25 protein-coding genes are annotated in these 24,059 nt (G+C 52.4%); 13 read left to right on the top strand and 12 right to left on the bottom strand.

From position 1 onward, the window contains the following. Positions 1-132: 132 nt before the first annotated feature. Positions 133-546 carry a Cro/Cl family transcriptional regulator gene (locus tag LJX93_RS09650; RefSeq protein WP_320442648.1) on the top strand — a complete coding sequence of 138 codons (414 nt, stop codon included), beginning with the start codon at positions 133-135 and terminating at the stop codon, positions 544-546. A 93-nt stretch (positions 547-639) separates the two neighbouring features. Here the strand turns inward: LJX93_RS09650 and LJX93_RS09645 are convergent. Both LJX93_RS09645 and LJX93_RS09640 read right to left on the bottom strand, forming a co-directional pair. Further along, positions 640-1,790, bottom strand: a protein-coding gene (locus LJX93_RS09645; RefSeq protein ID WP_227697073.1) for an IS3 family transposase whose coding sequence is annotated in 2 segments (ribosomal slippage) — positions 640-1,556 and positions 1,556-1,790 — 1,152 coding nt in all. Because the reading frame shifts where the segments join, the coding sequence is not laid out codon by codon here. 286 nt (positions 1,791-2,076) lie between these two features. Further along, on the bottom strand, positions 2,077-2,250 hold the full coding sequence (locus LJX93_RS09640; RefSeq protein WP_227697072.1) for a rhodanese-like domain-containing protein: 174 nt from the start codon (positions 2,248-2,250) through the stop codon (positions 2,077-2,079). Between the two features lie 11 nt (positions 2,251-2,261). Between LJX93_RS09640 and LJX93_RS09635 the strand changes: the two genes are divergently transcribed. Further along, entirely contained in the window at positions 2,262-2,678 is a 417-nt protein-coding gene (locus LJX93_RS09635) for a hypothetical protein (protein WP_227697071.1), read from the top strand. A gap of 194 nt (positions 2,679-2,872) precedes the next feature. On the opposite strand, the gene LJX93_RS09630 is transcribed toward LJX93_RS09635, so the two are convergent. The 7 genes from LJX93_RS09630 to LJX93_RS09600 all read right to left on the bottom strand — a co-directional run bounded on the left by LJX93_RS09630 (position 2,873) and on the right by LJX93_RS09600 (position 9,623). After that, positions 2,873-3,532 carry an HAD family hydrolase gene (locus LJX93_RS09630; RefSeq protein WP_227697070.1) on the bottom strand — a complete coding sequence of 220 codons (660 nt, stop codon included), beginning with the start codon at positions 3,530-3,532 and terminating at the stop codon, positions 2,873-2,875. A gap of 410 nt (positions 3,533-3,942) precedes the next feature. Further along, positions 3,943-4,254, bottom strand: coding sequence for a hypothetical protein (locus LJX93_RS09625; RefSeq protein WP_227697069.1), 312 nt, complete (start codon positions 4,252-4,254; stop codon positions 3,943-3,945). A gap of 810 nt (positions 4,255-5,064) precedes the next feature. Next, positions 5,065-5,433, bottom strand: coding sequence for a type II toxin-antitoxin system CcdA family antitoxin (locus LJX93_RS09620; RefSeq protein ID WP_227697067.1), 369 nt, complete (start codon positions 5,431-5,433; stop codon positions 5,065-5,067). 96 nt (positions 5,434-5,529) lie between these two features. Continuing rightward, positions 5,530-5,913, bottom strand: a complete 384-nt coding sequence (locus LJX93_RS09615) for a hypothetical protein (RefSeq protein ID WP_227697066.1) — start codon at positions 5,911-5,913, stop codon at positions 5,530-5,532. 28 nt (positions 5,914-5,941) lie between these two features. After that, positions 5,942-7,945: a DUF3732 domain-containing protein gene (locus LJX93_RS09610; RefSeq protein ID WP_227697064.1), complete on the bottom strand. Its 2,004-nt coding sequence runs from the start codon at positions 7,943-7,945 to the stop codon at positions 5,942-5,944. Continuing rightward, complete coding sequence (locus tag LJX93_RS09605) at positions 7,942-8,403, bottom strand: three component ABC system middle component (protein ID WP_227697063.1); 462 nt, start codon at positions 8,401-8,403, stop codon at positions 7,942-7,944. Before LJX93_RS09605 ends, LJX93_RS09610 begins: the two co-directional genes overlap by 4 nt. Beyond that, positions 8,400-9,623, bottom strand: a complete 1,224-nt coding sequence (locus tag LJX93_RS09600) for a hypothetical protein (RefSeq protein WP_227697061.1) — start codon at positions 9,621-9,623, stop codon at positions 8,400-8,402. Before LJX93_RS09600 ends, LJX93_RS09605 begins: the two co-directional genes overlap by 4 nt. A 713-nt stretch (positions 9,624-10,336) precedes the next feature. On the opposite strand from LJX93_RS09600, the gene LJX93_RS09595 reads away from it, so the two are divergent. The 9 genes from LJX93_RS09595 (at position 10,337) to LJX93_RS09555 (ending at position 19,126) form a co-directional block, all read left to right on the top strand. Next, positions 10,337-10,918, top strand: a complete 582-nt coding sequence (locus tag LJX93_RS09595) for a hypothetical protein (protein WP_227697060.1) — start codon at positions 10,337-10,339, stop codon at positions 10,916-10,918. A 563-nt stretch (positions 10,919-11,481) separates the two neighbouring features. After that, positions 11,482-11,736, top strand: coding sequence for an AbrB/MazE/SpoVT family DNA-binding domain-containing protein (locus LJX93_RS09590; RefSeq protein ID WP_227697059.1), 255 nt, complete (start codon positions 11,482-11,484; stop codon positions 11,734-11,736). Between the two features lie 67 nt (positions 11,737-11,803). Next, positions 11,804-12,208: a helix-turn-helix domain-containing protein gene (locus LJX93_RS09585; RefSeq protein WP_227697058.1), complete on the top strand. Its 405-nt coding sequence runs from the start codon at positions 11,804-11,806 to the stop codon at positions 12,206-12,208. A gap of 645 nt (positions 12,209-12,853) precedes the next feature. Next, positions 12,854-13,573: a TetR/AcrR family transcriptional regulator gene (locus LJX93_RS09580; RefSeq protein WP_227697056.1), complete on the top strand. Its 720-nt coding sequence runs from the start codon at positions 12,854-12,856 to the stop codon at positions 13,571-13,573. Positions 13,574-13,863: 290 nt separating this feature from the next. After that, on the top strand, positions 13,864-14,346 hold the full coding sequence (locus LJX93_RS09575) for a VOC family protein (protein ID WP_227697055.1): 483 nt from the start codon (positions 13,864-13,866) through the stop codon (positions 14,344-14,346). After that, a complete protein-coding gene (locus LJX93_RS09570; protein WP_227697054.1) occupies positions 14,343-15,566 on the top strand; it encodes an FAD binding domain-containing protein in 1,224 nt (407 codons plus the stop codon). Before LJX93_RS09575 ends, LJX93_RS09570 begins: the two co-directional genes overlap by 4 nt. 28 nt (positions 15,567-15,594) lie before the next feature. Beyond that, positions 15,595-15,957 (top strand): DUF485 domain-containing protein, encoded by a 363-nt coding sequence (locus tag LJX93_RS09565; protein WP_227697053.1) that lies wholly within the window; start codon positions 15,595-15,597, stop codon positions 15,955-15,957. Next, positions 15,954-17,609, top strand: coding sequence for a cation acetate symporter (locus LJX93_RS09560; RefSeq protein WP_227697051.1), 1,656 nt, complete (start codon positions 15,954-15,956; stop codon positions 17,607-17,609). The genes LJX93_RS09565 and LJX93_RS09560 overlap by 4 nt, the downstream gene beginning before the upstream one ends. 179 nt (positions 17,610-17,788) lie before the next feature. Beyond that, positions 17,789-19,126 carry an OprD family porin gene (locus tag LJX93_RS09555; RefSeq protein ID WP_227697050.1) on the top strand — a complete coding sequence of 446 codons (1,338 nt, stop codon included), beginning with the start codon at positions 17,789-17,791 and terminating at the stop codon, positions 19,124-19,126. A 133-nt stretch (positions 19,127-19,259) separates the two neighbouring features. Here the strand turns inward: LJX93_RS09555 and LJX93_RS09550 are convergent, their stop codons facing one another. Next, positions 19,260-19,529 carry a DUF2790 domain-containing protein gene (locus LJX93_RS09550; protein ID WP_227697049.1) on the bottom strand — a complete coding sequence of 90 codons (270 nt, stop codon included), beginning with the start codon at positions 19,527-19,529 and terminating at the stop codon, positions 19,260-19,262. Between the two features lie 253 nt (positions 19,530-19,782). Then, on the bottom strand, positions 19,783-20,904 hold the full coding sequence (locus LJX93_RS09545) for an amidohydrolase family protein (RefSeq protein ID WP_227697048.1): 1,122 nt from the start codon (positions 20,902-20,904) through the stop codon (positions 19,783-19,785). A gap of 372 nt (positions 20,905-21,276) precedes the next feature. On the opposite strand from LJX93_RS09545, the gene LJX93_RS09540 reads away from it, so the two are divergent. Beyond that, positions 21,277-21,795 carry an acyloxyacyl hydrolase gene (locus tag LJX93_RS09540; protein ID WP_227697046.1) on the top strand — a complete coding sequence of 173 codons (519 nt, stop codon included), beginning with the start codon at positions 21,277-21,279 and terminating at the stop codon, positions 21,793-21,795. 257 nt (positions 21,796-22,052) lie between these two features. Then, positions 22,053-22,958 (top strand): LysR family transcriptional regulator, encoded by a 906-nt coding sequence (locus LJX93_RS09535; protein WP_227697045.1) that lies wholly within the window; start codon positions 22,053-22,055, stop codon positions 22,956-22,958. A 144-nt stretch (positions 22,959-23,102) separates the two neighbouring features. Here the strand turns inward: LJX93_RS09535 and ycaC are convergent, their stop codons facing one another. Beyond that, a complete protein-coding gene (ycaC, locus tag LJX93_RS09530) occupies positions 23,103-23,723 on the bottom strand; it encodes an isochorismate family cysteine hydrolase YcaC (RefSeq protein WP_227697044.1) in 621 nt (206 codons plus the stop codon). Between the last annotated feature and the right edge of the window lie 336 nt (positions 23,724-24,059).

The following is a 24,059-nucleotide window of genomic DNA, read 5'->3' as shown; positions in this document are numbered from 1 at the left end:
GATGTGTAACTGTACAACGCAACGTGGCTACATCCTCGGTTTTCGAGGGCATTCGCATTGACGCCGATAAGACCAGCGCTCGCAGCAGTCATAAGAGCCGTCCGAGGTAGCTTGGGACTGACTCAAGAAGAAATGGCGCAGGCCACGTCGCGCACCTATCTCACCAAGCTCGAAAGCGCTCAGAGCACCCCTTCGTTGGATAAATTCGTTGAGCTCGCTGCCGTCTTGGAGCTGAGCCCTTTGGCGTTGATGGCCTTGGTATTGGCAACACGAGACCAAAAGCCCACGGCCATGCTGCTGGCCGAGGCAAAAGAGGATTTGAAGGCGCTACAGGAGCGAGTCAGCCCCGAGGACATCGCCGCCCATCTTGCGGGGGCTGAGGTATTGAAACGGCCAGCAGCGCGCCCAGCAGATCTAGACAAGCTGCAAAAGGTTCAGGACTGTAAGAAATCTGGACTGACACAAGCGGAGACGGCCCGGCAGCTAAAAATTAGTCGATCAACTGTGAGTTTTCTCTGGAAGCGAACAATTCCGGCTTCTCCCTGACCTTTCGGGCTCGCTCTAGAAGCCTCGGCCATCAGCCATCCAAAACCATAGGATGACTAGGTCAGCGTATTGCCTTGAATCGCCCCGGATTCTCTAGACACCTTGCAAGCTCATTGCGTAACGCTTTTCAAACTCTACCGGTGACAGTTGATTGTTGAAACCATGCCGGCGTTTTGCGTTGTAGAACATCTCGATGTAATCGAACACATCACTACGAGCATCTTCGCGCGTGGAATAGATTTTCCGCTTGATCCGTTCCCGCTTTAGAAGCTGGAAAAAGCTCTCGGCCACGGCGTTGTCATAACAGTTGCCTCGGCGACTCATGCTGGCAACCAAATTGTTCGCTTTCAAAAAACTGCGCCAATCGGAGCTGCTGTACTGGCTGCCCTGGTCGGAGTGAACCATCACCTCCTGTTTCGGTTTTCGCCTCCAAACCGCCATCAATAACGCATCAATGGCCAAATCACTGGTCATCTGCGATTTCATTGACCAGCCGACGACCTGACGAGAAAACAGATCCAGCACGACCGCCAAATACAGCCAGCCTTCATACGTGCGAATGTAGGTGATGTCGGTGACCCAAACTTTGTTGGGTTCTACGACATCAAACTGGCGCTTCAGCAAATTGGGTGAGGCGACCGCTGGCTTACCGCCGTACTTGCCAGGGCGGCGTCGATACCCTGTCTGAGAGCGCAAACCTTCAAGACGCATCAGCCTCGCCACACGATGCCGACCACAATCCTCACCGACCTCGCGCAGATCGTCATGAATTTTGCGATAGCCATAAACACCGCCGCTCTCCAGCCATGAATGCTTGATCAAACCCAGCAATCGTTGGTCGTCTTTAGCGCGTGCAGATTGCGGCTCAGACAACCAAGCGTAATAACCACTGGGATGGACTTTCAGCGTCAGGCAAAGCCGCCGAATGGAATAGTCGCCCGCTCGCTGCTTGATAAAGGCGTACTTCAACCGCACTCCTTGGCAAAGTACGCGGCGGCCTTTTTTAAGATGTCTCGCTCTTCGGTGACCCGCTTGAGTTCGGCTCGCAGACGCCTCAGTTCCGCGTGCTGATCATCGTCTTGCTGCCGTTCTGCCTGAGGTTTGCTGTAACGCTTTATCCAGGCATAGAGGCTATGCGTCGACACGCCAAGACGCGCCGCCACATCAGCGACAGGCAGCTTCTTTTCGGTCACTTGATTGACCGCTTGGATTTTGAATTCTTCGGGATAACGTGGGTTGCTCATGGCACCTCCTGATTGGCCTCAGTTTAAGGCATGGAGGTGTCTACGAAACCCGGGGCGATTCACCTAGCTCGGTAAGTGCTTGGCACATTGATCTGAGCTTCCAAATGCTGCATGCAACGCCAGCGCATCACCTGGCATTGGTGACAGAATCGATCAGCCCGAGTCGGACGGAAGCTTGCCTGCAAGCTCTTAAGGCGCTCCCTGTCGAGCAAGCTTCCGCTAACTGACCTCCAGTGCAAACCCCGCTGCTACCCATCCAGGCGCTTGGCAGGCCAGCCACGCTTGCTCAACAGCGAGACAGCTTCATTCGACAGTATGCCACGACTTGCATCGGCTCGGGCATTCCTTCAAGCCAGTCCACCAGCTGATCCAACTGAATGTTCAACGCACCGGGCAAATGGCCTTCGGCAAATTCATCCCCTGGCCTGACGTCCAGCAACATCACTTCACCGGCTTTCATGCTCTCGGTGCGTGCTCACCTCAGTAGAACACCCTTTGGAGCTGGCATTATCGAACGACTCCAGCCTGAACGGTGCATGGGAAAAAATCATTGACGCGATGGTGACAATCACTCGCGACCAAAAGCCCCGGCACCTCTCAGAAATCTTGATCTACCAAGGGCTCGGTGACTCAGGTGTAATCCATCAACGGTTTATGAAATCGAAGGCATGTTTCACTCGCCAAATCGATCAACTGCTAGAGCAGGCCATTGAAAATGGTGAGCTTCCGCAATGCTTGAACAAGGCTGCCACCATTGAGATGTTTCGAGGGTTGGTGACGGGATTGCTTTATGAAAATCTGAGAAATGCCGAGAGCCAGAGCAAGGATATCAAGGCCACTCTTCGATCTTTTTTAGCCTTGCTTAAGTCGTCATATCCTCAGCTCTAGTCCATCTTTGACCGCGCTCAAGATAGCTCTGTGCGGGCACAACCCGTGTGCTCAAATTGCTAGCCGAAGTTGCTGATTTGTAAAACGGCGGAGTGCAGAGACGCAAAAGCGCGAGCCGCCGCCCTGGCCGATAATGCTCGCGCCCTAGGCATCCGACTCGAAGCTTGAACGGGGCTCCTTGCGTCGACTGCTCATTAGCGCAACACACCGTCATCAGAATGCTCGTGCCTCAGTACGAGCTCCGCAAATTCAACAAGGTTGGATACCGCCTTATTACCGCTCCGATCCAAGTAGTAGCCGCACATCCCGATAGCATCAGGCCCATCTCTATCGCATAGCTGAGAATCACCGATCATCACGATGCGCCCTCCAGAGGCGTTCGTATCCAGCTCACCGCGCACTCCCAGCTGATGGCACACCTCGCGATAGATCTCATGGTTAGGTTTCATCACCCCAAGCTCATAGCTCAGGGCGAAACCATCAACATCACCTAGTAGATTTCTGAGCACAGGCCCATAGGGCATGGCCAGATTAGAGCAGATACCCACCGCCAGTCCCTCGGCTTTGAGCAGCCGGATTCCTTCGATCGCATCGGGATAAACCGAGATCGACTCCAGCTCTTCGTCAAGGTCATCTTGCAACGATCTCAGTTGGTGCGCGCTCAAGCTGATACCGAACAACTCTGCGGCATCCTGTAGCCCTAGGCTGGAAGTCATGAGGCGATGAAGATCACCAGCGTTAGGCTTGCGGCCATGCTGAGTTCCAATACGCAGCAGTTTGCGAAATGGATGACGCTTACACTTGATTTGAACCGTGGTTCCAAACGCATCAAACACTGCTGCTATGACCGGCATAGGGTTGGTCTCAGGTGATGGCGGCCACTTACCTGGAGGGCGGAGTGCGCGTCGCGGGATTGTAGTAAGCCGTGAAGTGCCCGCACAGACACAATACAGAGTCGCCATCGAGGAGCGGGTATGCCCGCCAATGAACACGTTCTCGTTCAACTTGGTCATCAACATACCCGTAGCGGTACGTCGAGAAACTAATCGTATTCGCGCATTCAGAATTCCCGCAGATCACTGTATCGGGACGTTGCTCACGCTTGGAAGGCATGGTTCTCTCTCAATTTCAGGTATGTACTGCCAGATGGTCAGCTCGGCGAAAATGATCCATCAAGAGCGGCTGTCTTGGTCGTGCGCGTTCTGCCTACCCCCATGCTGCAAACCGCTGCGAGAGCGACTCCTACCAGTTGCGTACCAGCCGCTCAAACCTGGACAGGGGTCACTGAAATCACGTCGAAGTAGCGATATTTTTTCTTTTTGGCCGCCGCTTTGGCTTCACCCTCCGCGCTCAGGGTACTGAGCGTGTTTGCATCATGAACAAACACTTCCTCATCCCCCTCGAACTCCCTCGTTACGTGCATGGTGACACGTAACCTGGAGGACAGGCGCTTACCCCTTGAGGTAGAAGCGGCCAGTCCGCGCTGGATAGGATGTTGAACTGGCTCGCTCACAGGCGAAGTAGCAGCGCCAAACAACGCTGCTCGCATCTCATCTTCGCTTAGGCTTTCATTCATATTTCGGGGGCTCACACACTACGGATTATAGAAAATAGCCTTCACGCTTTCGCCCACCGACGGGCCACAGAAGCCATCAGGCCAGACATTCTACACCGCAACCAGCCCTTCCCTTTGCTTCCAGCACTAAGCTGCGGCCAGCAGGTAGTCCTGCGACTAGGGCAACGATTGTCTAAGAGGCAGAGCCCACAGCGAGACCCCATCGCAAAACACCACATATAGATTAAACAAGCAAAATAATAGAGAAAAAACACTACATATAGTTTTTTCAAATTTATCGCGTTTGGTTTGTAACCAAAATAAAAGCAGCATCCTTACGGATGCAAAGAAAAGCGATCTCTCCCATGACCCCCAAGCCGAGCTACGGTAGCCGCCCCCCCCTCAAGGCCGGAAAACCGAGTAGGCAAAAACCGCAAGTATCGGATGAAAAACACAGCGTGATTCTGCTGGAACGGCAGCGCCTGGGGCAGCAGTGCTTTTCTCTTGTCTTCAAATAATAAAGCTCCGTCTCGTTTAAAAATTTTCAAGAGGGGGGGGTGAACAGGTTGTCGCGAATTTGAATTTTTTGTCGCTTCCATGAACGTTTGTCTGAAACCGTCCAAGAAATCTACCAACCCGAGATATCCATGTGGACTTCAAATGGATACGACAAAGGCAGATCACGTTCCAGTGTCGAGCCCGGCACCACATCGTAACGAACGAGCTGAGCTGGACGATGCCTTGAGCACCGAACCGCGATCACGGGAAGGTAGAGGGGGGGGGCATATTGAAGCGATGCGCCGCGTTCTGCCGAGACCAAGGAAATGACTGCTATGCGCCAAATCCATGCGCAATCCGCCCGACCAAATCCGAGGCTTCTTGGATGTCAGCTTCAACTGGACACTTGTGACCAAGTGCGCAAGCAGGTGTATTCAGCCAACTCACTGCCTGCGCCTCGTTGCCAAATAAACCAATTGCAGCAGCCAACAGCACGGGATCAATCTCCCCCACTGACGCCGCAGGTTCGGCCTTTCGATTTTCTGCACCTCGGGGCTCGCGCTGAGTAATGGCTTCCGCCAGGGCTTGCTCCAAGGTTCCGCTGAGATTCACACCCAACTCCCCCGCCCTAGCGAGCAGCTCAGCGTTGATACTAAGACTAACGGACTCCTTGGGAGCACTCGGATCGCAAGCTGCAGGCATGGCTTTTCTCCTGAATTACCTCGATCCAAGACTATGCCTTACTGCCCAAGCATGCCATGAAAAATCCTTGCCAAAGACTACTCGGCATCCCGTTCCTCAGAGGCCAAGATCAGCGGCGAAGCGCTCGTCACGAATGGAACTGGACGCTAGACCGTCGTGTATAAGCCGCATTTGCAGTTGTCGCTTGAGGTGCTCTCTAAGCTGCCAGCGAAGCTCGATATGATCGCTGTGACGGATGTGCCAGGCATGCCGGGATCGGCTCTCTAGCACTTCACCAAGCACCTGAAATCCGAGGTCGGTCAGCGTTGCAAGATGGATACGGGATAGGTCATCTAGCCCAGGCCTTCGGCTGTAACAATCAAGCGCGTCTTGGAGCATTTGAGCCAGCTTCCCAGGATACTCCGAACAGGATAGACGCCAGGTCTCTGCTTCAACATCAGTCTTCAACACGGCCTCAGCCATCATCAGCAAATGGGCCAAGGGAGGTCGGCTCCCTTGGCACTCAGGGTTACTCTGCGATCAAGCCTCGCGTTCTCCACCGAGCACGAACGAAGTTTTCAAAGACGTAGTCACCCAGCAGAGACAGCTTGTCGGCATGGTCACATACGATGATCTGCGGCATGACCCCAGTTTCCTTAAAGGTGACATCGCAGAACCTTGCGAGATTGGTGAACATCTTGGACACGGCATTGATGTCCTCATCTACTGTCTTCGTCCTCTTCCTATCTCCCCGCAACTCATCCGCCTTAAAGTCTTCGGCATCATCTATCGAGGGGAAATAGACTTGGGTCGGCTGATCCAAGAATAGAATCGGCGGCACCTTGCACTTTTCATGAGCGGCAAACTGGTAGTGCAATGCCATGAACAGGGTCAAGTGGGAGTACAACCAGTTCGCACCGCTGCCCATGCTCCGCAGGTACACATTTTTGACACGCCCCCCTCCGATAGGCCTTTCGTGCCAGAGATCGAAGGTTTCAACATCGAATTTCAACGAGCCGCTCTTATAGGTGTCTTCAAAATCGAAATCTTTACCAAGGGTCTCCATTGTCGTGTTGATGTCGCTCTGCAATGCCCAAAGCTTTGACTCAACGTCATATTGAGCCATTTTTTCATCGAGCCTATCGACCTCCTTTTGCCAGAAGTCGACCATTCCTTTGATCTCAGATGGCGGGTTCGCGATGCGCCTCTCTACTGCCAGCTCAAGCTTGATCTTGGTCTTCTGAGCGCCGCCGTCGACTGACTTGGACTTCTCCAGCCGTTCAGCTTCATCATCCAAAGGCTTGAGCGCTCTCTCAACCACTGCGAGCTCAGCACGAAGCCTCTTGAGTTCGCCGTCGACCGTGCGACGCTCCTCACCGAAGCCTTCTCGTGCATAGGTAGAGACCTTGAGCTCGCCATTCAGCCAGTGAATGGCTGCCGACAGCTTGCCGGCCTCATCCTCAGCCACATCTGAGTGCGATGCACAAACGGGGCAGACCGCGTGTTCCAGATTGCTGGCCTTGGGGATGGGCAGTGCTGTAATCGACTCTGCGAAACCCGAAGCTTGCTCTGTTGAAACCTTCAGCAAATAGCGAGTATTGAGCGCCTTCTGGATGCTGGCCATCAGTTCGGCCTTTTGCTCGCGCAGCTCCGTCCTTCTGGTTTCAAATGTGCTCGATTGGCCATCGACTCTGACTGAGATACCCGTGAAACGCTCCAGAGCGGGTTTGGGCTTTTGCCAGATTTCCTCAGGAGTGAGCTCGGTCAGCGGCTGGCCGGAAAGCGCCTCGTATTCCTTCAGCAAGTTGGAGAACTCAGTCAGGTACTCGTCTTTGACCTTGTCCTGCTTGGGTATTTGAGCCTTGGCGCGCTTCAGCTCGTAAAGAGCCTCGGTGCGGAGTTTAGCTAGGTCGAAATAGTCTTCGCCAACGATGTTCATGAAAATCTTGAACTGGTCAATCGCCTGGTCACGCTTACGTTTTTCTTCAAATCTGTAGAAAATCGCATGCCTGTTGGCCACAAGGTTCTGATGCTGCAGCATGAAGGAAGGAAAGCTGCGTACCGACGGAGTCGCGCTCCACTTCCCTGTCATCTCTTTCTGCATCGGATCCGTGTCGATGTTCTCCAACGTGACGCCGAAATAGCGACCCAGGCTCTTGATGAATTCGCTTTTGTGCTGGAAGAAACTCGGGGAGAAGAACGCGGCCACGTCTTGAATGAGCTCAAGCAGGTTGTCCATCGCTGGCCCGCTGATCTCGCGCAGGAAACAGCGGTTGCCGGATGCCTCACGCCCCGTGACAACTGTGATGGTAGGGAACCGCAATACGGTGAAAAAAAGCTTGGCACGATCGGTGATGATGCCCTCGGGGATCGTATCTTCCGAGCTCCCCAGACAATAATCGAAGATGTCGAGGATCGCGCTCTTGCCCTTGGAAGACCTCCCAGTCACGATGTTGAGACCAGGCTTGAAGGGAACGTGGTGGACGCCGTGCTCTTTGTCTACGACACCGATGTACTCTACATAACACTTCATAGCGATTTGAGCCCCAACATCCTGTAAATAGAAACAACGTTTTCACCGGAAAGCACCATTGCCAGCTTCTGACCGTATTTCAACAACGCCTTGTCGGCGTTGGCCGACCGGGGTTTCTGAAGAGTCCGCACAGAAAGGTCAGGCGTAATTTCCAGACTTTTTTCCGCAGCCAGGATCAGCAACGCGGCATTGGTGATTGGCTTGAATTCCTCTACGCGCAAGGCCAGACCTATGAGTCTCTCCACATCAGCAGCCATCGTCCGGACTGAGCTGTCCCGTCGAGCTCTGTGCAGGAAAGCATGCATCGGCTTGTAAGTGACTAGGGGAAGGATGAGGTAGCTGAGGAGGACATCTTTCTCGACTGGCTCCCAGTGCTGATAGAAGCTCTGGATGACAGGTGCCAGGGCGAAAGGCGTTCTGTGCAGGGTATACAGGTGATCAGAGGCTTGTGTATTCATCGCCATAGCTTCCAGTGAAACTCGTCATCCTCGTCCTCAGGCTGCTCACCAGCCAGCATGTGGTAGATGCCATTGCGGAACTCGATCATCGTGTGCTCCAAGCCACAAAAAGGCTCAGCCGGCAGACCGTTTCGATCGAGGAAGAACATCATGGACTGGGTATTCAATTGGGTCTGGCAAGCAATCCCCGAGCATCCAAGCATCGCGTGCTCACGCCCAAACTGATGCTGGGTCAAATGGTTGCCCATGTAGGTATCCAACATATGCTTAAAGAGCACGCCGTCCTTGTATAGATCGGAGATCGTGGTCTGAGCCACCACCCGGTGCAACGCAGCCCGCTTCAGATACTGCTCTCCCCCGATTTCCACGATCTTCTGAGCAAATGGCATGGGCCGGATTTCCTCGACGTCCACGCTTTTCTTCAGAGTTGCCATGTCCACAGGAGGAAAAGTTTTCGGGTGCTTCATATACCGATGCGTGAGCTCTGACAATTTGTCAGTAAAGGCTTGATGGGTGATCTTCCACCCGCCGATGACAAGCTCAGGGCTGTAAACGAAGCCCAGCAACTCGTAGATGAACTGCTGGTGTTTAGAAGTTCGGATAGGCTTGAGGTGGCGAGTCTCATAAGTTTTGAGACGTTGCTCAAGCGACTCTGAGCCTGTGGTGATGTGCATCCGCTCCAGCACTTCTATCAACGCATCACGACGCTCGGAGGCCAATACATACTGTTGGAGCGATCGAGATTTGGAAGGTTTGGGAGTGACTTTCCCAGCATCAGGCTCGACCTCTGCCTTCTCGTCGCCAGCGGTTGGTGCGGGCCCAGCGATTTCCTCCATGATCGAGAGGCGCTGGGCGGCAGTGGCCGTGTTCCAACCCTTAAGCAGGGTTTGCGCCCCGTACTCCTGAGTCGTGAGCAGCACCAGGCGCTTGAAGGAGGTGCGATCAAACTTCTCATGGAGCCAGTTCTTCACCGTGTTCCAGAAGTTGGCGTGGCTGTCGGTGAGGTTGTCGGAGTAAAGCTTGACCTCCGCCTGCACTTTTCCAGGAACCGTGACATCCCCCATGACTTCTAACCACATGCACTCATCGGGAGCCAGGTCATAACAATGCTCTACAGCGACGAGCAGTTGATACTGGAGAGCCTTGAACAAGAGGGTCGCGTCGAACGGCAAGGCAGCGTCGCCGGGCAGCGTCGCATCTTGGGATTGTGTCGTATCCATACTCGTTCCAATGTTTGGCATGCTTCCCTGACCAGCCACGTGACCTAGCAAACCGGGCACACGCGCCGTTTATGTGCGCTCCGGCAAATCTGCGCCTGGCATACCCGGGCTTGGATTGAGGGTACATAGCCATTATTCCAATACTGTATATAAATACAGCCTATAGGCAGCCTCCCGGCATATGCTACCAGCACTTTGACCAAGTAGTCGCAAAAAGCCATTAGTCCTGCTCATTACTTTACAAACTAGAAGCCCGGACACGGCTTTTCTGGACTCAAGCTTGCAGGCCACCCTTGTCGGGAACATATCATGGCACCAATTACCTCTCACTCACGAGATGAGTAGGCACGAACCCTTTAGGTAGGACGGAAGCAGCGCAACATGCCGCAACTCGGTAGGTGGACACCACTCCGTCAAGAATGGCGATCGCGAAGGCTGAAACGTGCATCGTAAAACAGTCCACCATTGTGGCATGCGCAGACGCAAGTGAGGAAATCCACCCGACATGAGAACCTGCACATGAATTTCGACCCTTGCTATCCTGCAGATCAGGGCCCAGAGCCCAGGTTGCTGTACACCGCCCTGCTACGTGGGAAAGTACGGTGCAGTAGCTGCGGCCAGCCCGGCTCGAAGCAAGCCCAGCAAAGCGCATAAGATCTGCGAGGATCTGTCCTCTAAGGTGCTTTAAAGGCCATGACAGTGGAGCTAATGCCATGAGTTTTTCTGCTGAATACATCCTGGAAACCTTCAAAGAAACGAAGGTGGCGGGTGCGCCACAGCTTAAGCACTCCCAGTATCTCAACTACCTGGCTAAACGGCTCGGGTACCAGGACTGCAATCACTTTAAAGGATGCGTCAAAACCGCCCCATCTGATCGCATTGGTGATTTTTACCTAGGCCTCATGCAAAGGCTATGTGCCTTGCGGCTGCCTAAGGAAGATGTCGACCATGTACGCCTGAATGATTGTACCTGGACATCAGTTGGGTTTGACTCGTACTTCATTGGCTGGGACAAGCGGGGACGCGAGGTGCGAGTACCGACTCCTGGTCATGGCAGGCTCAGCGCCATGGACTTCCGTGAAATTTTTGACGAACCGCTATACGTCATCGAGACAGAAGCGGAGTTTCACGCTTGGCAGTTGAAGTGGGGTTCCTTCGCGTTGGTGCCTGTAGCCATGGCCAAGTCCCGGTTCCCTTCGCTATTTAACCAGCAATCTAGGGTTGTCGAAGACCCGCCAATCGCGAAAATCAAACGCCGTGTCCAGCGAGAACTCAAGGACAAAGGGCTTATCTGAAGTCCTTCACAGGGGCGGCGAATCCCGCCCCTGTGAAGCTAGTTTAGGGGCGGCAATGGTTTTTTGATCAGGGTTTCGCATTGGTGTTGACAACTAGCAGAGGGCATCCAAGCTGAACCCCATAAAACCGACCAGATCTGGATGTCTACGAGGGGTTGATTTCTGCAGGTCACGATGTACCTGTGCGCTGGTCAAATCCGACGCAAATGGCTGAACAAGTCGAATGCAAACAGGTGGTCAAATTAATGCGATCACCCAAGAGATAAGGCCCGACCGCTCGCGGGCTCAGGATTCAAATTTTGTCCATCCCAGCCGTTATTTTCAGTCCGCGTGATATGAACCTTTCAGACACCGGGATTGCCTTGCTGATAGGTCGCGAACCTACGCAGCAGGCCCTGGCCACGCCGAATCCAACGCACTGTCTAGTGAAAGCTTGCAACGTGGGTAGGGAGTTTTTCCAAGCGTGCGACGGCTGAAGCGTTCCCCTACTGCCAGGCCTGATTGCCTAACAAATCCGAGCGTTGAGTCGGAGCCGCCACTTAAATCTATGTATGGAGAGTGAGATGAATACTTCTATCAAAATTACCATCGAAGATTGGGATGGCGATGGCGCGATTCGTATCCCTGATGAAGCTCTGCAGGAAATGGGGGTGGACGTTGGGGACTCGCTTTATCTGGTTGAAGAGTTTGTTGGCAACCGACAATGTCTGATTCTTACAAGTGCTCCTAAGCTACCGGATCCCATCGATGAGCTGGTGGAGGAACTCACTCAATCTACGCAAAACCTTGCAGTCGCCCCCGCTACAACGGCCATGTGATAGCCTCCATTCTGGAACGCCCACGCTGCGCGTGGGCTGCCACAGCCTCCAGATTCGGAAATGTTGTATGTCGCTGAAAACTGCCTTTGCTTCCGTGCTCAAAGCGATGCGCGGTGCCCGAGGCCTGACGCAAAAAGACTTGGCTCAAGTCAGCAGTCGGACGTACATATCCAAACTTGAGCGTGCCCAGAGCAGCCCGACACTGGAGATGATGCACACCCTTTGCCCTAGGCTGAGTTTGAGCCCACTGACGCTGGTAGCGATGACGATTGCCACTGATTCCGGACAGCCGATCAGATCATTGATCAAACAGATTGAAGATGAGGTCACTGAACTCGCCCGCATGGGAGTACTTAAGGAATTGCACATCACTGATGGAGTGACCTCCATAGCCCCCACTCCGACTGCATCCTCTAGGGTCAGGTGGCAGACCGAAACGACTCACCAGGCGGAGTTTTCGTTCGCTGATTGATAGTCTGAGAGGACAACAGATACGGCTTCGAGCTGACGCAGGTCGGCCCATCGGGTGCGGCTCCTCGGACGTTTCCTTCACAGCAATTGGAACGGCACTACCGCCGAGATTGGAACAGGCGTTGAGTTTAAATTTCTCGCTGCACTCGGGATAACAAGGCGCGAGCACTCAACCCTAAAAATTTCATATGAATTTTCAGATTAAAAAAGCTAGCCGAAGACCTGTCGGCCTCGAAGAAGCGACTTTGCTACAAGTGCCAACACTTCGATGATTTCCAAATAAATCTCCTCATCGTCGCAAGCTTCAACTCAGCTTGGCAGGTTGCTGAAAAGACTAAAAATCGAAGGTCATCTGAGATACGGCGGTATCCACCCATGCAAAGCTGCCTTGCTTTTGATAACAAATATAAAAGCTCCGTTTTGAAAAAAACTATTCAAGGGTGGACAACCGAAGATGTCGCCTTTGCTATCTAGTCTGTCTCATAAACGACATTTCCCGGGCCGCTATCGCCCTCTCCGTAGCTGTAAGGGAAAAATTTCCGAGCACTGCATCATGCGTGACGTTTACTAGAACGTGCTGTGCCGTACATAGCCAGTGCATTCTTTTGTTTTGTATGATGTTGGAAGGAAGCTCTAGTGAGGCATTATGCAAGACTCAAAAAATGTGGATAACAGTGAGCTGAGTGAGCCTTCGGACTCCGTTCCCCCCGTGAAATCGACGACTCGGCGCCTTTCACCAGAGGTCAGGGAAAAACAGATTGTGCTCAAAGCCATTGAGCATTTCGCTACTTATGGGTTCTCGGGCAGCACCCGTGAGTTGGCGAGACAACTGGATATCACCCAGCCCTTGCTCTATCGATATTTCCCGAGCAAAGAGGCGCTGATTGACCGCGTCTACGACGAGGTTTATCGGTGGGATACCTCGTGGGAATCGGTGATCAAGGATCGCTCACAGCCCCTCCAGTCACGCTTGGTACGTTTCTACACCTCATACGCCGGGGTGATACTGCGCAGGGAATGGATACGTATCTTCGTTTTCGCTGGACTGACGCGAGAAGGCATCAATGATCGCTATCTCGGTAAGCTCCGTGAGCGAGTCTTCATTCCAGTCATCGCAGAAATTCGCCACGCTCATGGGTTAGCCCCATCCTCAGGTGAAACCATCAATGACAAAGAGTTGGAATTGATTTGGAGCCTGCATGCCAGCATTTTCTATGTCGGCGTACGCAAGTGGATTTACGATTTGCCGGTCACTGAGGACATTGATGCTCTGATCGAGCAAATGGTCGACGCGTTCCTTCACGGCAGTCCTCACGTGCTGCAGCAAGTCGATAACGACATTGCAGAGACTCCCCAGCGAACGTGATCGCCCGCAATTGCCATAGCGTACCTTCCGCTCCTCATATGCCTCCTGTTCTGCCGACCACTCATCACCTGCCTGACTCCGCCGCTGACCAGGTGACTGGGTGGCTTACGCGCTCCCAACATCTCTGGAAGGCCCCTTCCAAGCGCTAAAGCATGCGCTGCTCCTCGCTGCATCCGTGACTCAGCTACCGCCAGCCGGGATAAATTTGCTCCCGCGCCTATTTACTTCAATTTCGCCACGACGTAATGTTTATCGAATGATAAATAACTACAAAAAACGCTGGAGGCACCATGCAAGTCTTGAAGCTCGCCCACTACTCGATTCGGTCGTTCGACTTGGAGAAGTCCAGTCGATTTTATGAAAACGTGCTTGGTTTCACCCCGGGTTACCGTCCGCCGTTCGATTTTCCAGGCGTGTGGTTATACATGGGTGGCGATGAGAAGGAATTTGGCACAGTCCACATTATCGGGATCGATCCCAACAACCCTGAAGGTCTGAAGAAGTATCTGGGCGATAAAGCTATCCCCTCAACCGGGACAGGTACCGTTGACCATATTGCATTCTTGGTTACGGGCCTGGTTGGGTTCTGGAACGTGTTCAAAGCCGAGGGCATTGCATGGCGTGATCGAACAGTTCCGAGCCTCGGCTTACACCAAGTCTTTATTGAAGATCCATCGGGCGTCACCATTGAACTCAATTTTCCAGCATCAGAAATTGAGGCTGTTGGTTCTTACGACTCCTATGTAGCTGCCTCGCTAGGAGATCTCTCATGACCGCTACGTCGAACAAACGCCGTGCCATCGTGGTGGGAGGTTCCTTGGGTGGCCTATTTGCAGCGAACATGCTGCTACGTAAAGGCTGGGATGTTGAAGTCTTCGAGCGAGTACCCGATGAACTAGCGGGACGGGGTGCCGGCATCGTCACACATCCCGAATTGTTCGAGGCAATGGCAGCTGCAGGCATTCCCCTCGACGCGTCTGTGGGCATCAATGTGCTTTCACGTGTCACGTTGGCTCAAGAGGGAGCTGTAGTGCTCGAGAATGCGCTTCCACAGACGTTGACTGCCTGGGGAAAAATGTACCAGGTTCTCCGAGATGCATTTCCCGACTCGCTGTACTGCTGTGGTGGGAACGTCGTCGCGGTTGAAAGCACCGAAACGCATGCGAACGTATCTTTGGCTGACGGGACTGTACACCAGGCAGACATGGTCATCGCTGCCGATGGAGTTCGGTCAACAATCCGCCAGCATTTTTTGCCAGACGTGCACTTGCAGTACGCGGGGTATATCGCATGGCGAGGCCTAGTCGACGAGAACGCGCTTTCAGACTCCGCCCACGCGGCTCTTTTCGACAAATTCGCCTTCTGTCTGCCCCCGCATGAGCAAATCCTTGGATATCCCGTGGCAGGGCATTCCAACAGCACTCGTGTTGGCGAGCGTCGTTACAATTTCGTTTGGTACCGTACGAGCGGCGACGATGAATTGCGCGATTTGCTCAGAGACGAAAGTGGCAAGCAATTTGAAGGTGGAATTCCCCCAGGCCTGATACGCCGTGATGTGCTGGACTCTATGTACGATTCCGCGCGAACTTTACTCGCACCACAGTTTGCGGAGGTTGTAACGAAGGCGGCACAGCCGTTATTCCAACCAATCTATGATTTGGAAGTCCCCAAGATGAATTTTGGGCGTGTCGCTCTGCTTGGTGACGCGGCTTTTGTCGCTCGCCCTCATTGCGGTATGGGCGTTACGAAGGCTGCGGGTGATGCACTCGCAATTGTTGAGGCTCTTGATCGACATGAATCCATCGAGAAGGCCCTCGCTGACTACAGCGAGCGACGTTGTCGCTTCGGGGCTTCTGTTGTTCAGCATGCGAGGCACCTAGGTGCATACATGCAGGCCCAATTGAAAAGCGAAGAAGAGCGCGAAATGGCTGAGCTGTATCGAACGCCGGAGGCTGTGATGCGCGAGACCGCAGTGCCGGTTAATTTTCGATAACGCAGCAAGCCTTTTGCAGGAGACGACCATGGAACATGCATATTCCCAGGACAGCGACCCGGCACTTTCTTCTGGCCAGGTTGAGAAGACAGTCCAAAATCCTATTCTGGAAGATCCTGATTTTCGTGCTCTGGTAAAGCAGCGACGGATATTTTCCTGGAGTATGACGGCTCTAATGCTGTCAGTTTACTTCGGTTTTGTTCTGTCCTTAGCCTTTATACCCGCCACCTTAGGTACACCTATTGTCGAGGGGCAACCTATGACGTGGGGTGTGCCGATTGGCTTTGGAATGCTTGCGTTTACGACGCTATTGGTCGCTGTCTACGTGTGGCGCACAAACACCTGCTATGACCCCAAAATAAAAACAATCATCAGGAGCTTCGAAAAATGAAGCGTCTATTCATTGCGCTCGCGTCCACCATTACTTCGGTAGCGGTAAACGCGGCTGACGTTCCCGCCCCAGCACACAAGTACAACCTCATTGCCATCGGAATGTTCCTGGCTTTCGTAATTTTTACCCTGTTCGTCACCCGATGGGCTGCACGTAAAAACAACAGCGTCGCTGATCACTACGCTGCGGGCGGAAAAATCACTGGTTTCCAAAATGGATGGGCTATCGCCGGAGACTATATGTCTGCGGCATCACTCTTGGGTATCTCAGCCCTGGTTTTCACAAGTGGATTCGATGGACTGATTTATTCCATCGGCTTTCTTGCCAGCTGGCCAATCATCCTGTTTCTGATTGCGGAGCCGTTACGCAATCTAGGGCGATACACCCTTGCTGACGTGTTGTCTTACCGCTTGGAGCAACGCCCCATCCGCGCGTTTGCTGCATCGAGTTCGATAGTAATCGTTCTGCTTTATCTGGTTTCTCAGTTGGTAGGTGCCGGAAAGCTGGTGGAATTACTGTTCGGCTTCGATTACACCGCCGCTGTACTGCTCGTGGGTACGCTCATGGTCATCTATGTGTTCTTCGGGGGCATGCTAGCGACGACCTGGATTCAGATCATTAAAGCTGTGTTATTGCTGACTGGCTGTATCTTCATGGCTTTCATGGTTCTATCTAAATTCGGATTTAGCTTGAACGAATTGTTCACGCAAGCTGCGCAGGTGCACCCATCGGGTAACGCTATCATGAGCCCGGGCGGGCTGATTACTGATCCAGTGTCTGCGATCTCCCTAGGTCTGGCATTGATCTTCGGTACAGCAGGTCTTCCACATATCCTTATGCGATTCTTCACCGTGGGAAATGCAAAGGCCGCCCGCCAGAGCATTCTCTACGCAACAGGCCTTGTAGGCATAGGGTATGCCCTCATCGTCATAATCGGTTTCGGCACCATCGCACTCGTTGCCAGTAGCCCAGAATATCGGGACGCGTCAGGCGGCATATTGGGCGGCGTAAACATGGTCGCCATCCACCTCTCACACAAGGTCGGCGGGAATGTGTTTCTCGGCTTCATGTGTGCAGTATCGTTTTCCACAATATTGGCCGTGGTTGCAGGGTTAACTCTAGCCGGCTCATCTGCCGTTTCGCACGACCTCTATGCGCACGCACTGCGTCGAGGCACCGCGAGCGACCGTGAGGAAATGCGCGTCTCTCGGATCACAACCATCGTGATGGGAGTGCTGTCGATCCTGCTGGCGATAGCATTCGAGAAACAGAATATCGCTTTCATCGTAAGCTTAACGTTCTCCATCGCCGCAAGCTCAAACTTCCCAGTGCTGTTACTTTCAATCTACTGGAAGGGCTTAACCACACGTGGTGCAGTGATAGGCGGATCAATGGGATTAATCTCCGCAGTCGTCTTGTGCATTCTTAGCCCCACTGTATGGGTTAAGATTTTGCATCATGAACAAGCATGGTTCCCATTTGAATACCCAGCTCTTTTCTCGATGGCTGTGGCTTTCATGAGTATTTTCTGGTTTTCCGTTACAGATCAATCCGCACGTGCCAAAGCTGAGCGCAATCGGTTTGAAAACCAGTTAGTCGACACAGAACTGGGGACGCCAGCATCTTGGAAGGCGCGGCTTAAAGCTGATTAAGCCGAGGTTCTATTTACAGTCAATACATAAATCCGCCTAGTGTGCGATTGAAAACCACTGCGAGAGGCAAATATTTTTCGACTGAACGCTGTTTTGGTCATTTGCCTCTTACACCAAATATACGTACTTGCAAGTAGCTACACACCCCTCAAAATAAAAATTAAAAATTTGGTGAAGAAATGAAGCCTACTTTCCCTATATCGCTGACAATATTTATATTGGCACAACAAGCCCAAGCGACTGGTTTTTTTGACGACAGTAAGGCTGTCATTAAACTGCGCAATTTCTATATCAATAGCGATTACCGAGATGCCGCGACACCCGCCCAGAAAGCAGCCAACCAAAGTTATCAATCAGAATGGGGTCAAGCTTTTCAACTCGAATTCAACTCTGGCTATACGCCAGGACTTATTGGCTTTGGGGTTGATGCTTTGGGTATGTTGGGCATCCGGCTGGACTCCAGCGGCGGTAAACACGGAAATCCGACCGGCTCTAATTATGGTGGCGTGGTCTTTCCCAGTGATGGCGACCATGCAGTCAATGACATGTCCAGTTTAGGACTGACCGGAAAGGTAAAAGTTTCCAACACTGAACTTAAACTAGGAACGCTGGTGCCTAAGCTGCCTGTAATTTTCAGCAACGACGGTCGCTTGCTACCGCAAACTTGGCAAGGCACTCAAGTGACATCCACGGACATCAAAGATCTCACCCTGACTGGAGGACAAATAGACAAAGTGAAAGGCCGAAACTCCAGCAACAATGAAAACATGTCAATCGCCGGAGCCAATAATGCAGCCACCGGGCATTTCAGCAACAAATTCGTTTATGCAGGTGTCGACTACAAACCGAATAAAAACTTAACCCTGCAATACTACTACGGCAATCTCAAAGATTTTTATAAACAAAACTTCTTTGGCCTGACTCATAGCCTAGATATTGGGCCCGGCATCCTGACCAGTGATCTGCGATATTTTATCAGTACCGATGACGGTGCAAACGCTTACGATCCTGGGTACTTCACAACGGGTTACTATGGGAACGGTACGTTAAAGGGTAAAGTGGATAATGATCTATACAGTGGACTATTTACCTACTCGGTCGCCGGCAGCACCTTCGGATTAGGGTACGAAGTTAGCGATGGCAAAAGTGATTTCCCTTATCTAAATCAGGGTGACGGCCCAACAACGTACACTATTACGGAAATGCAGATCCAAAAATTCGTTCGTGCGGGCGAAAAATCATGGCAAGCTCGCTATTCTTTCGATTTCGCAAAGATTGGCCTACCGGGGGCTAGCGCGGGAGTCGTGTACGTCAAAGGGAACGATATAGATACCCTTTCGTCGAGTAGCTCCAGCGAATGGGAGCGTGACGTAACTCTCTCATACGTTATCCAATCAGGCCCATTTAAAGGATTGGGCTTTATGTGGAAGAACGCGATGGTGCGAAATAACATCCCGAACAATCGACAACAAGATGAGAACCGCGTAATTATCAACTACCAACTGGCATTATTCTGAAGCCTGTACAGCCTAAGAATTTCGTTCATATAAATCTCAGCCTTATCCGCTCGAATCGAAACAAATAAAAAAGGAGGGCAACTTCAACAAGAAGCCCCTCCTTTCTCTCGTTAACGAGTAAGCCTTGAAATTATCAGCCACTTTGGCAATCACCGCCGAGCATTTTATACTGCAGGTCGTGAGTGACGCCGTTGTGATCTACATACACCATGTGCGCATCTACCGGAGCGCAAGGACTTACTGAGTTACTCGCAGTCGTAATGTCGATGACTTTTGCGATATCCAGATGCTCAGAATAATTGTATTGTTCCGGTACAGCTTGGGCAACATCGCCCTTCACATCACTATTAGCCGATGCGTAAACGCTAAACATCATAAGGGAGGCGAGTATGGCGTATTTCATGAGTATGATTTCCAGAGAGTGATTAGAACATTCCGTTTTCTTGCTTCTGGAATCAATTATGGCGCTAATTGGATTTCTTAGAAAATTACGCATCCTGATATCGGCCATCACTCCGATTGATGCATCGATGAACACTGTCGCATCATCTTAGTAGACAACACTAGATGTTCGCTAACACCGAAATGCGTGTGACGGTCAGACGAAAAAAAGGCCGGTCAGACCGGCCATTGCATCGAGATGTGTATTGCTACAGTCATCCAGGAAGCCTTAGGATTCTCGCAGCATTTCCACCGAGCACTGCTGCCTTCTCGCGGCTGTCTAGTCCGGAATTCTCTATGAATCGTACTGGCTGTTCGTAGCCCATATCGAAACAGTAATCGCTACCCAACACTAGATGGTCAATACCCACATTCGCGATCAGGAAATCCAGGACTGGCACAGAGTGGGATACGGTGTCGTAGCTAAATCGCGTTAGATAACTGCTAGGTTTCTCAGCCAGGCGTCGGGTTTCTGGGCGAGATGTCCAGCCAGCGTCCAAACGCCCGACGAGTATTGGTAGCGCTCCTCCCGCATGGGGTAATGAGAAGTGTAATTGTGGGTGGCGATCTAGCACTCCTCCCAATATCAGGTGCGAAGCCGCAATAGCTGTATCAAACGGATTACCTAACAAATTGCTCAGGTAATACTCGCTCAAACGAGTACCCCCCACTGTCTGTTGTGGGTGCAAGAACACCGGCAGGCCTAGCTGTTCAATGCGAGCAAACACTTGTGCGAAGCGCGGATCGTCCAAATCCAAACCGTTGATATTTGTGCCCATATAGATTCCCCGCACCCCGGGCAAATCAGCTACGCGCTCAAGCTCGGCGATTGAGTCATGTGCATCCAGCATTGGGAGCGTCGCCAATACAACAAAACGTTGCGGATGCTGGCGGTGAACGGCAGACGCAGCATCGTTCCAGACTCGTGCCATGCGGGCATTAAGCTGGCGATCCGCCCAGTACACCATGGGCACGCTTAGAGAGAGAGCCTGAACGTCGACACCAGAGTTATCCATGTCGAGTAAGCGAGCTTGTATATCGATAAATTTTAGAGGCAATGGCCCCAGTGATCCGGCTGGGGTCGCGAAACTGAAAGCGTTTGCTTGCCGCGTGTAGCTTCCACCGAAGGCCTTACCTTCGCTTCCCACGAGGTGTAAGAATTCTTCAGGGTAATAATGCGCATGTATATCGACCGATTTCACCGGCGTGTTGGCTCCTTTGCCAATCGAACCTGTCGAGGCAGGTGCCAATCGGGACACTAAAAGACCTCCCGCAGTGACTGCCATCATGCCGAGCAACTGACGGCGGGTCTTCGAAATGCAGCAAGGACATTCCATGATCGATCTCCTTCTTATTGTTTTCTATGGCGTAGAGCACCGAACGGCAGTATTGATCGCGCGATCACCAACAATTTAGATTATCGAACGATAAATTGACAGCCCGTTGAGGGTATTTGATGATCTCTGGTGTATGACCCACGATGGTTTATTTGAACAAACTAAGTTAAATCAACGACTTGAATTGGGCGACGGATCGATTTCAGAGCGCGGCTCAACTGAATTTCGATGCTGCCCTGCAGGCGTTGTGAGTCAGTTTCCCTCCACGACAGCACATATGGCCTAGAACGTTCCGCGTAGCTCTATCAGAATTTCGTATGGGCGAATCAGACGAATCGCTCTTGAACGATCAAACTCATACGGGATTTTCACGTGGCAAAAATTTTTCCATCACTGTTCGCAGCGCTGCTCGTGAGTGTGTCGGCGTCGATCCAAGCTGCAGAGACATCTGGGGCCGTTGGTGTTACTACTCAGGGCGACATGACGTACCGCGCAGGTCTGGGCTGGCAATGGGATAAGCGTTGGCTTGAATCATCCACTGGTCATCTCGGCGGCTACTGGGATGTTGGCTACACGTATTGGGAAGGTGGTGATGAAGCCAGCGGAAGGCATTCCATATCTGCGGCTCCCGTCTTCGAATACGTTTTCGGCGACGGTTTCTATAAGCCTTTCATCGAGGCTGGTATCGGTGCGTCGTTCTTCTCCGGCACCAGTGCAGGAGATCAAAAGCTGGGGTCGAGCTTCAACTTCGAAGATCGTCTGGGTGCTGGTGTGAAGATTGACGATACACAGCGGGTCGGCGTTCGAGTAATTCATTATTCCAACGCAGGCTTAGCCCAGCCAAACGACGGTATTGAATCGTACTCTCTGTTTTACGCCCACCAATTCTGATATCGCTGATCAGACGCCTGCGATGAGATGAGCTGCAGTCAGCTACCAAATCCACGTATGGCGTCTGAAGACTTCAAATCAGGAAGCTAATTACATTGAAATGCACGTTTCGCTGCCAGCCATTCACTAGTTGTCTGGGTCTCTCGTTTGAACATTGGTGAGGTTCACGCTCTTGGCGTTCCATCAATTTTGATGTTTAGCAAATAGCTCAAAAATCAGATCTACCAAAAGCACACAGCTTCAGATTAAGGGGCAACATGGATCGGATCGATTGCATGCGTACGTTTATCGCCACCGTTGACGCTAATGGCTTTGCGGCAGCAGCACGACGCCTGGAGATGCCTAGGTCGAAGGTTAGCAAGCAGATACAGGCGTTGGAGGAAGGTCTTGGAATTCAACTCCTCTTGCGCACCACTCGTAGCCTGCATCTCACCGAAGCTGGAGCGGAGTACTACGAGGCTGCCAGGGAAGTGATTGCGTCTGTTGACGAAGCTGAAACTCGCGCTCGAAGCGGACTCTGCGAAGTCCACGGCGTGTTGAGAGTCAATGCCCCCATGTCATTCGGCTTATGCAGGCTGGGCCCGTTATTGCCAAAGTTTCACGAGTTGCATCCCAAAGTAGAGCTGCAGTTGGTGCTCAGCGATCAGCAAGTTGACCCGATCAAGGGAGGGTTCGATGTGACTATACGAATCGCGAGTCTCGCGGACTCGTCTCTGATCGCGCGCCACTTATCCCCTGCCCCTCGCTTACTGGTCGCGTCTCCAGATTACCTCGCCAAAGCCGGCACACCTCTGACCCCACAAGATCTGACACGCCATAAATGCCTGAACTACGGATACCTGCAGGGAGGAACGACGCTGCAGTTGTGCAACGGCGCGCAATCGGAACGCGTCCACGTCACCGGGCCACTCCAAGCTAACAATGGAGACATGCTGGCATGTGGTGCTGAAGCAGGGATGGGAATAGCCCTTCTACCTTTGTTTATCGTTGAGCGTGCCATCGCGAGCGGCAGGTTGGTGCAGGTGTTGCCAGAATGGGAGGCTCCGCCTATTTCGATCAATGCGGTCTACCCGACTGCCCGAAGGGTGCCGCTGAAAACACGAGCCTTCTTGGATTTCCTGACATCTGAACTGGCTGTTCAGTCCTTAGCTCAGGCAAGCTGAGAGCGCCATCGGCAGATCTGCGAGAGCGTAAAAAACTCGCGCCATTATGGCTCAAACGAGGAAAAACCTGGTCTCTGCACAATGACCTCTTAAGAGATCATTGGCAGCGAGCCAGGCGAACGTGAGGGCGTTACAAATTTCTGCTTACTTCGCGGCAAATGCCGAGTAGCTATTCATGAGATTGCGGTAGTTGGGAATACGCTGGGACAGCAAATTACCCAAGCCTTCCATGTCATTGCGCCAGTCGCCCTGTAACTCGCATGCAACCGAGAACCAGTTCATCATGTGTGCACCGGCAGCGGTCATACGGGCCCAAGCGGCCTGCTGAACAGTTTCGTTGAAGGTGCCGGAAGCATCAGTCACTACGAACACTTCAAAACCTTCCGCCAGTGCCGACAAGGTCGGGAAGGTTACACACACGTCGGTCACCACACCGGCGATGATCAGTTGCTTGCGACCGGTGGCCTTGATTGCCTTGACGAAGTCCTCGTTGTCCCAAGCGTTGATCTGTCCTGGGCGAGCGATGTACGGCGCATCGGGGAACATCTCTTTAAGTTCAGGAACCAATGGGCCGTTCGGGCCTTGTTCAAAGCTGGTAGTCAAGATCGTCGGAAGGTCGAAGAACTTACCGCAGTCAGCCAGGGCCAGAACGTTGTTCTTAAACTCGTTAGGGGAGAAATCCTGAACCAAGGAGATCAAGCCAGTCTGATGGTCAACCAGCAGGAGTACGGCGTCGTTCTTGTCCAGGCGCTTGTACGGAGTCATGTATGCATTCCTTTTTGAATTGAGAGAGTAGGTTAGAAAATGGTGCCAGCCGTGGCGCTCTGCTCATTGGCTGCGGCATGAGGTGTACTTTAGGGAACACGATCCTCACTAACAATCCAGCTAAAAACGAACTCACTGATTCAAAAAAAGAGACAATTCTCGATATCCGTTTGACTCGCGCACGCACTCAAAAGAGGACACCACCACGTCTCGATGACGACCCTTGCCTAGGAGTGTGTGTCACTCAACCTGCGGGGGGGCAGCCGAAAACGCATGCGGCATCCTTGGCTGTTATTGGGATCGACCTCTAAGCAACCATGCTGAGCGCTAACGATG

Source organism: Pseudomonas sp. HN2-3, assembly GCF_020691745.1.
Classification (GTDB): domain Bacteria; phylum Pseudomonadota; class Gammaproteobacteria; order Pseudomonadales; family Pseudomonadaceae; genus Aquipseudomonas; species Aquipseudomonas capeferrum.
The sequence above is the reverse complement of the archived record's forward strand: the minus strand, read 5'-3'. Positions and strand labels throughout refer to the sequence as shown.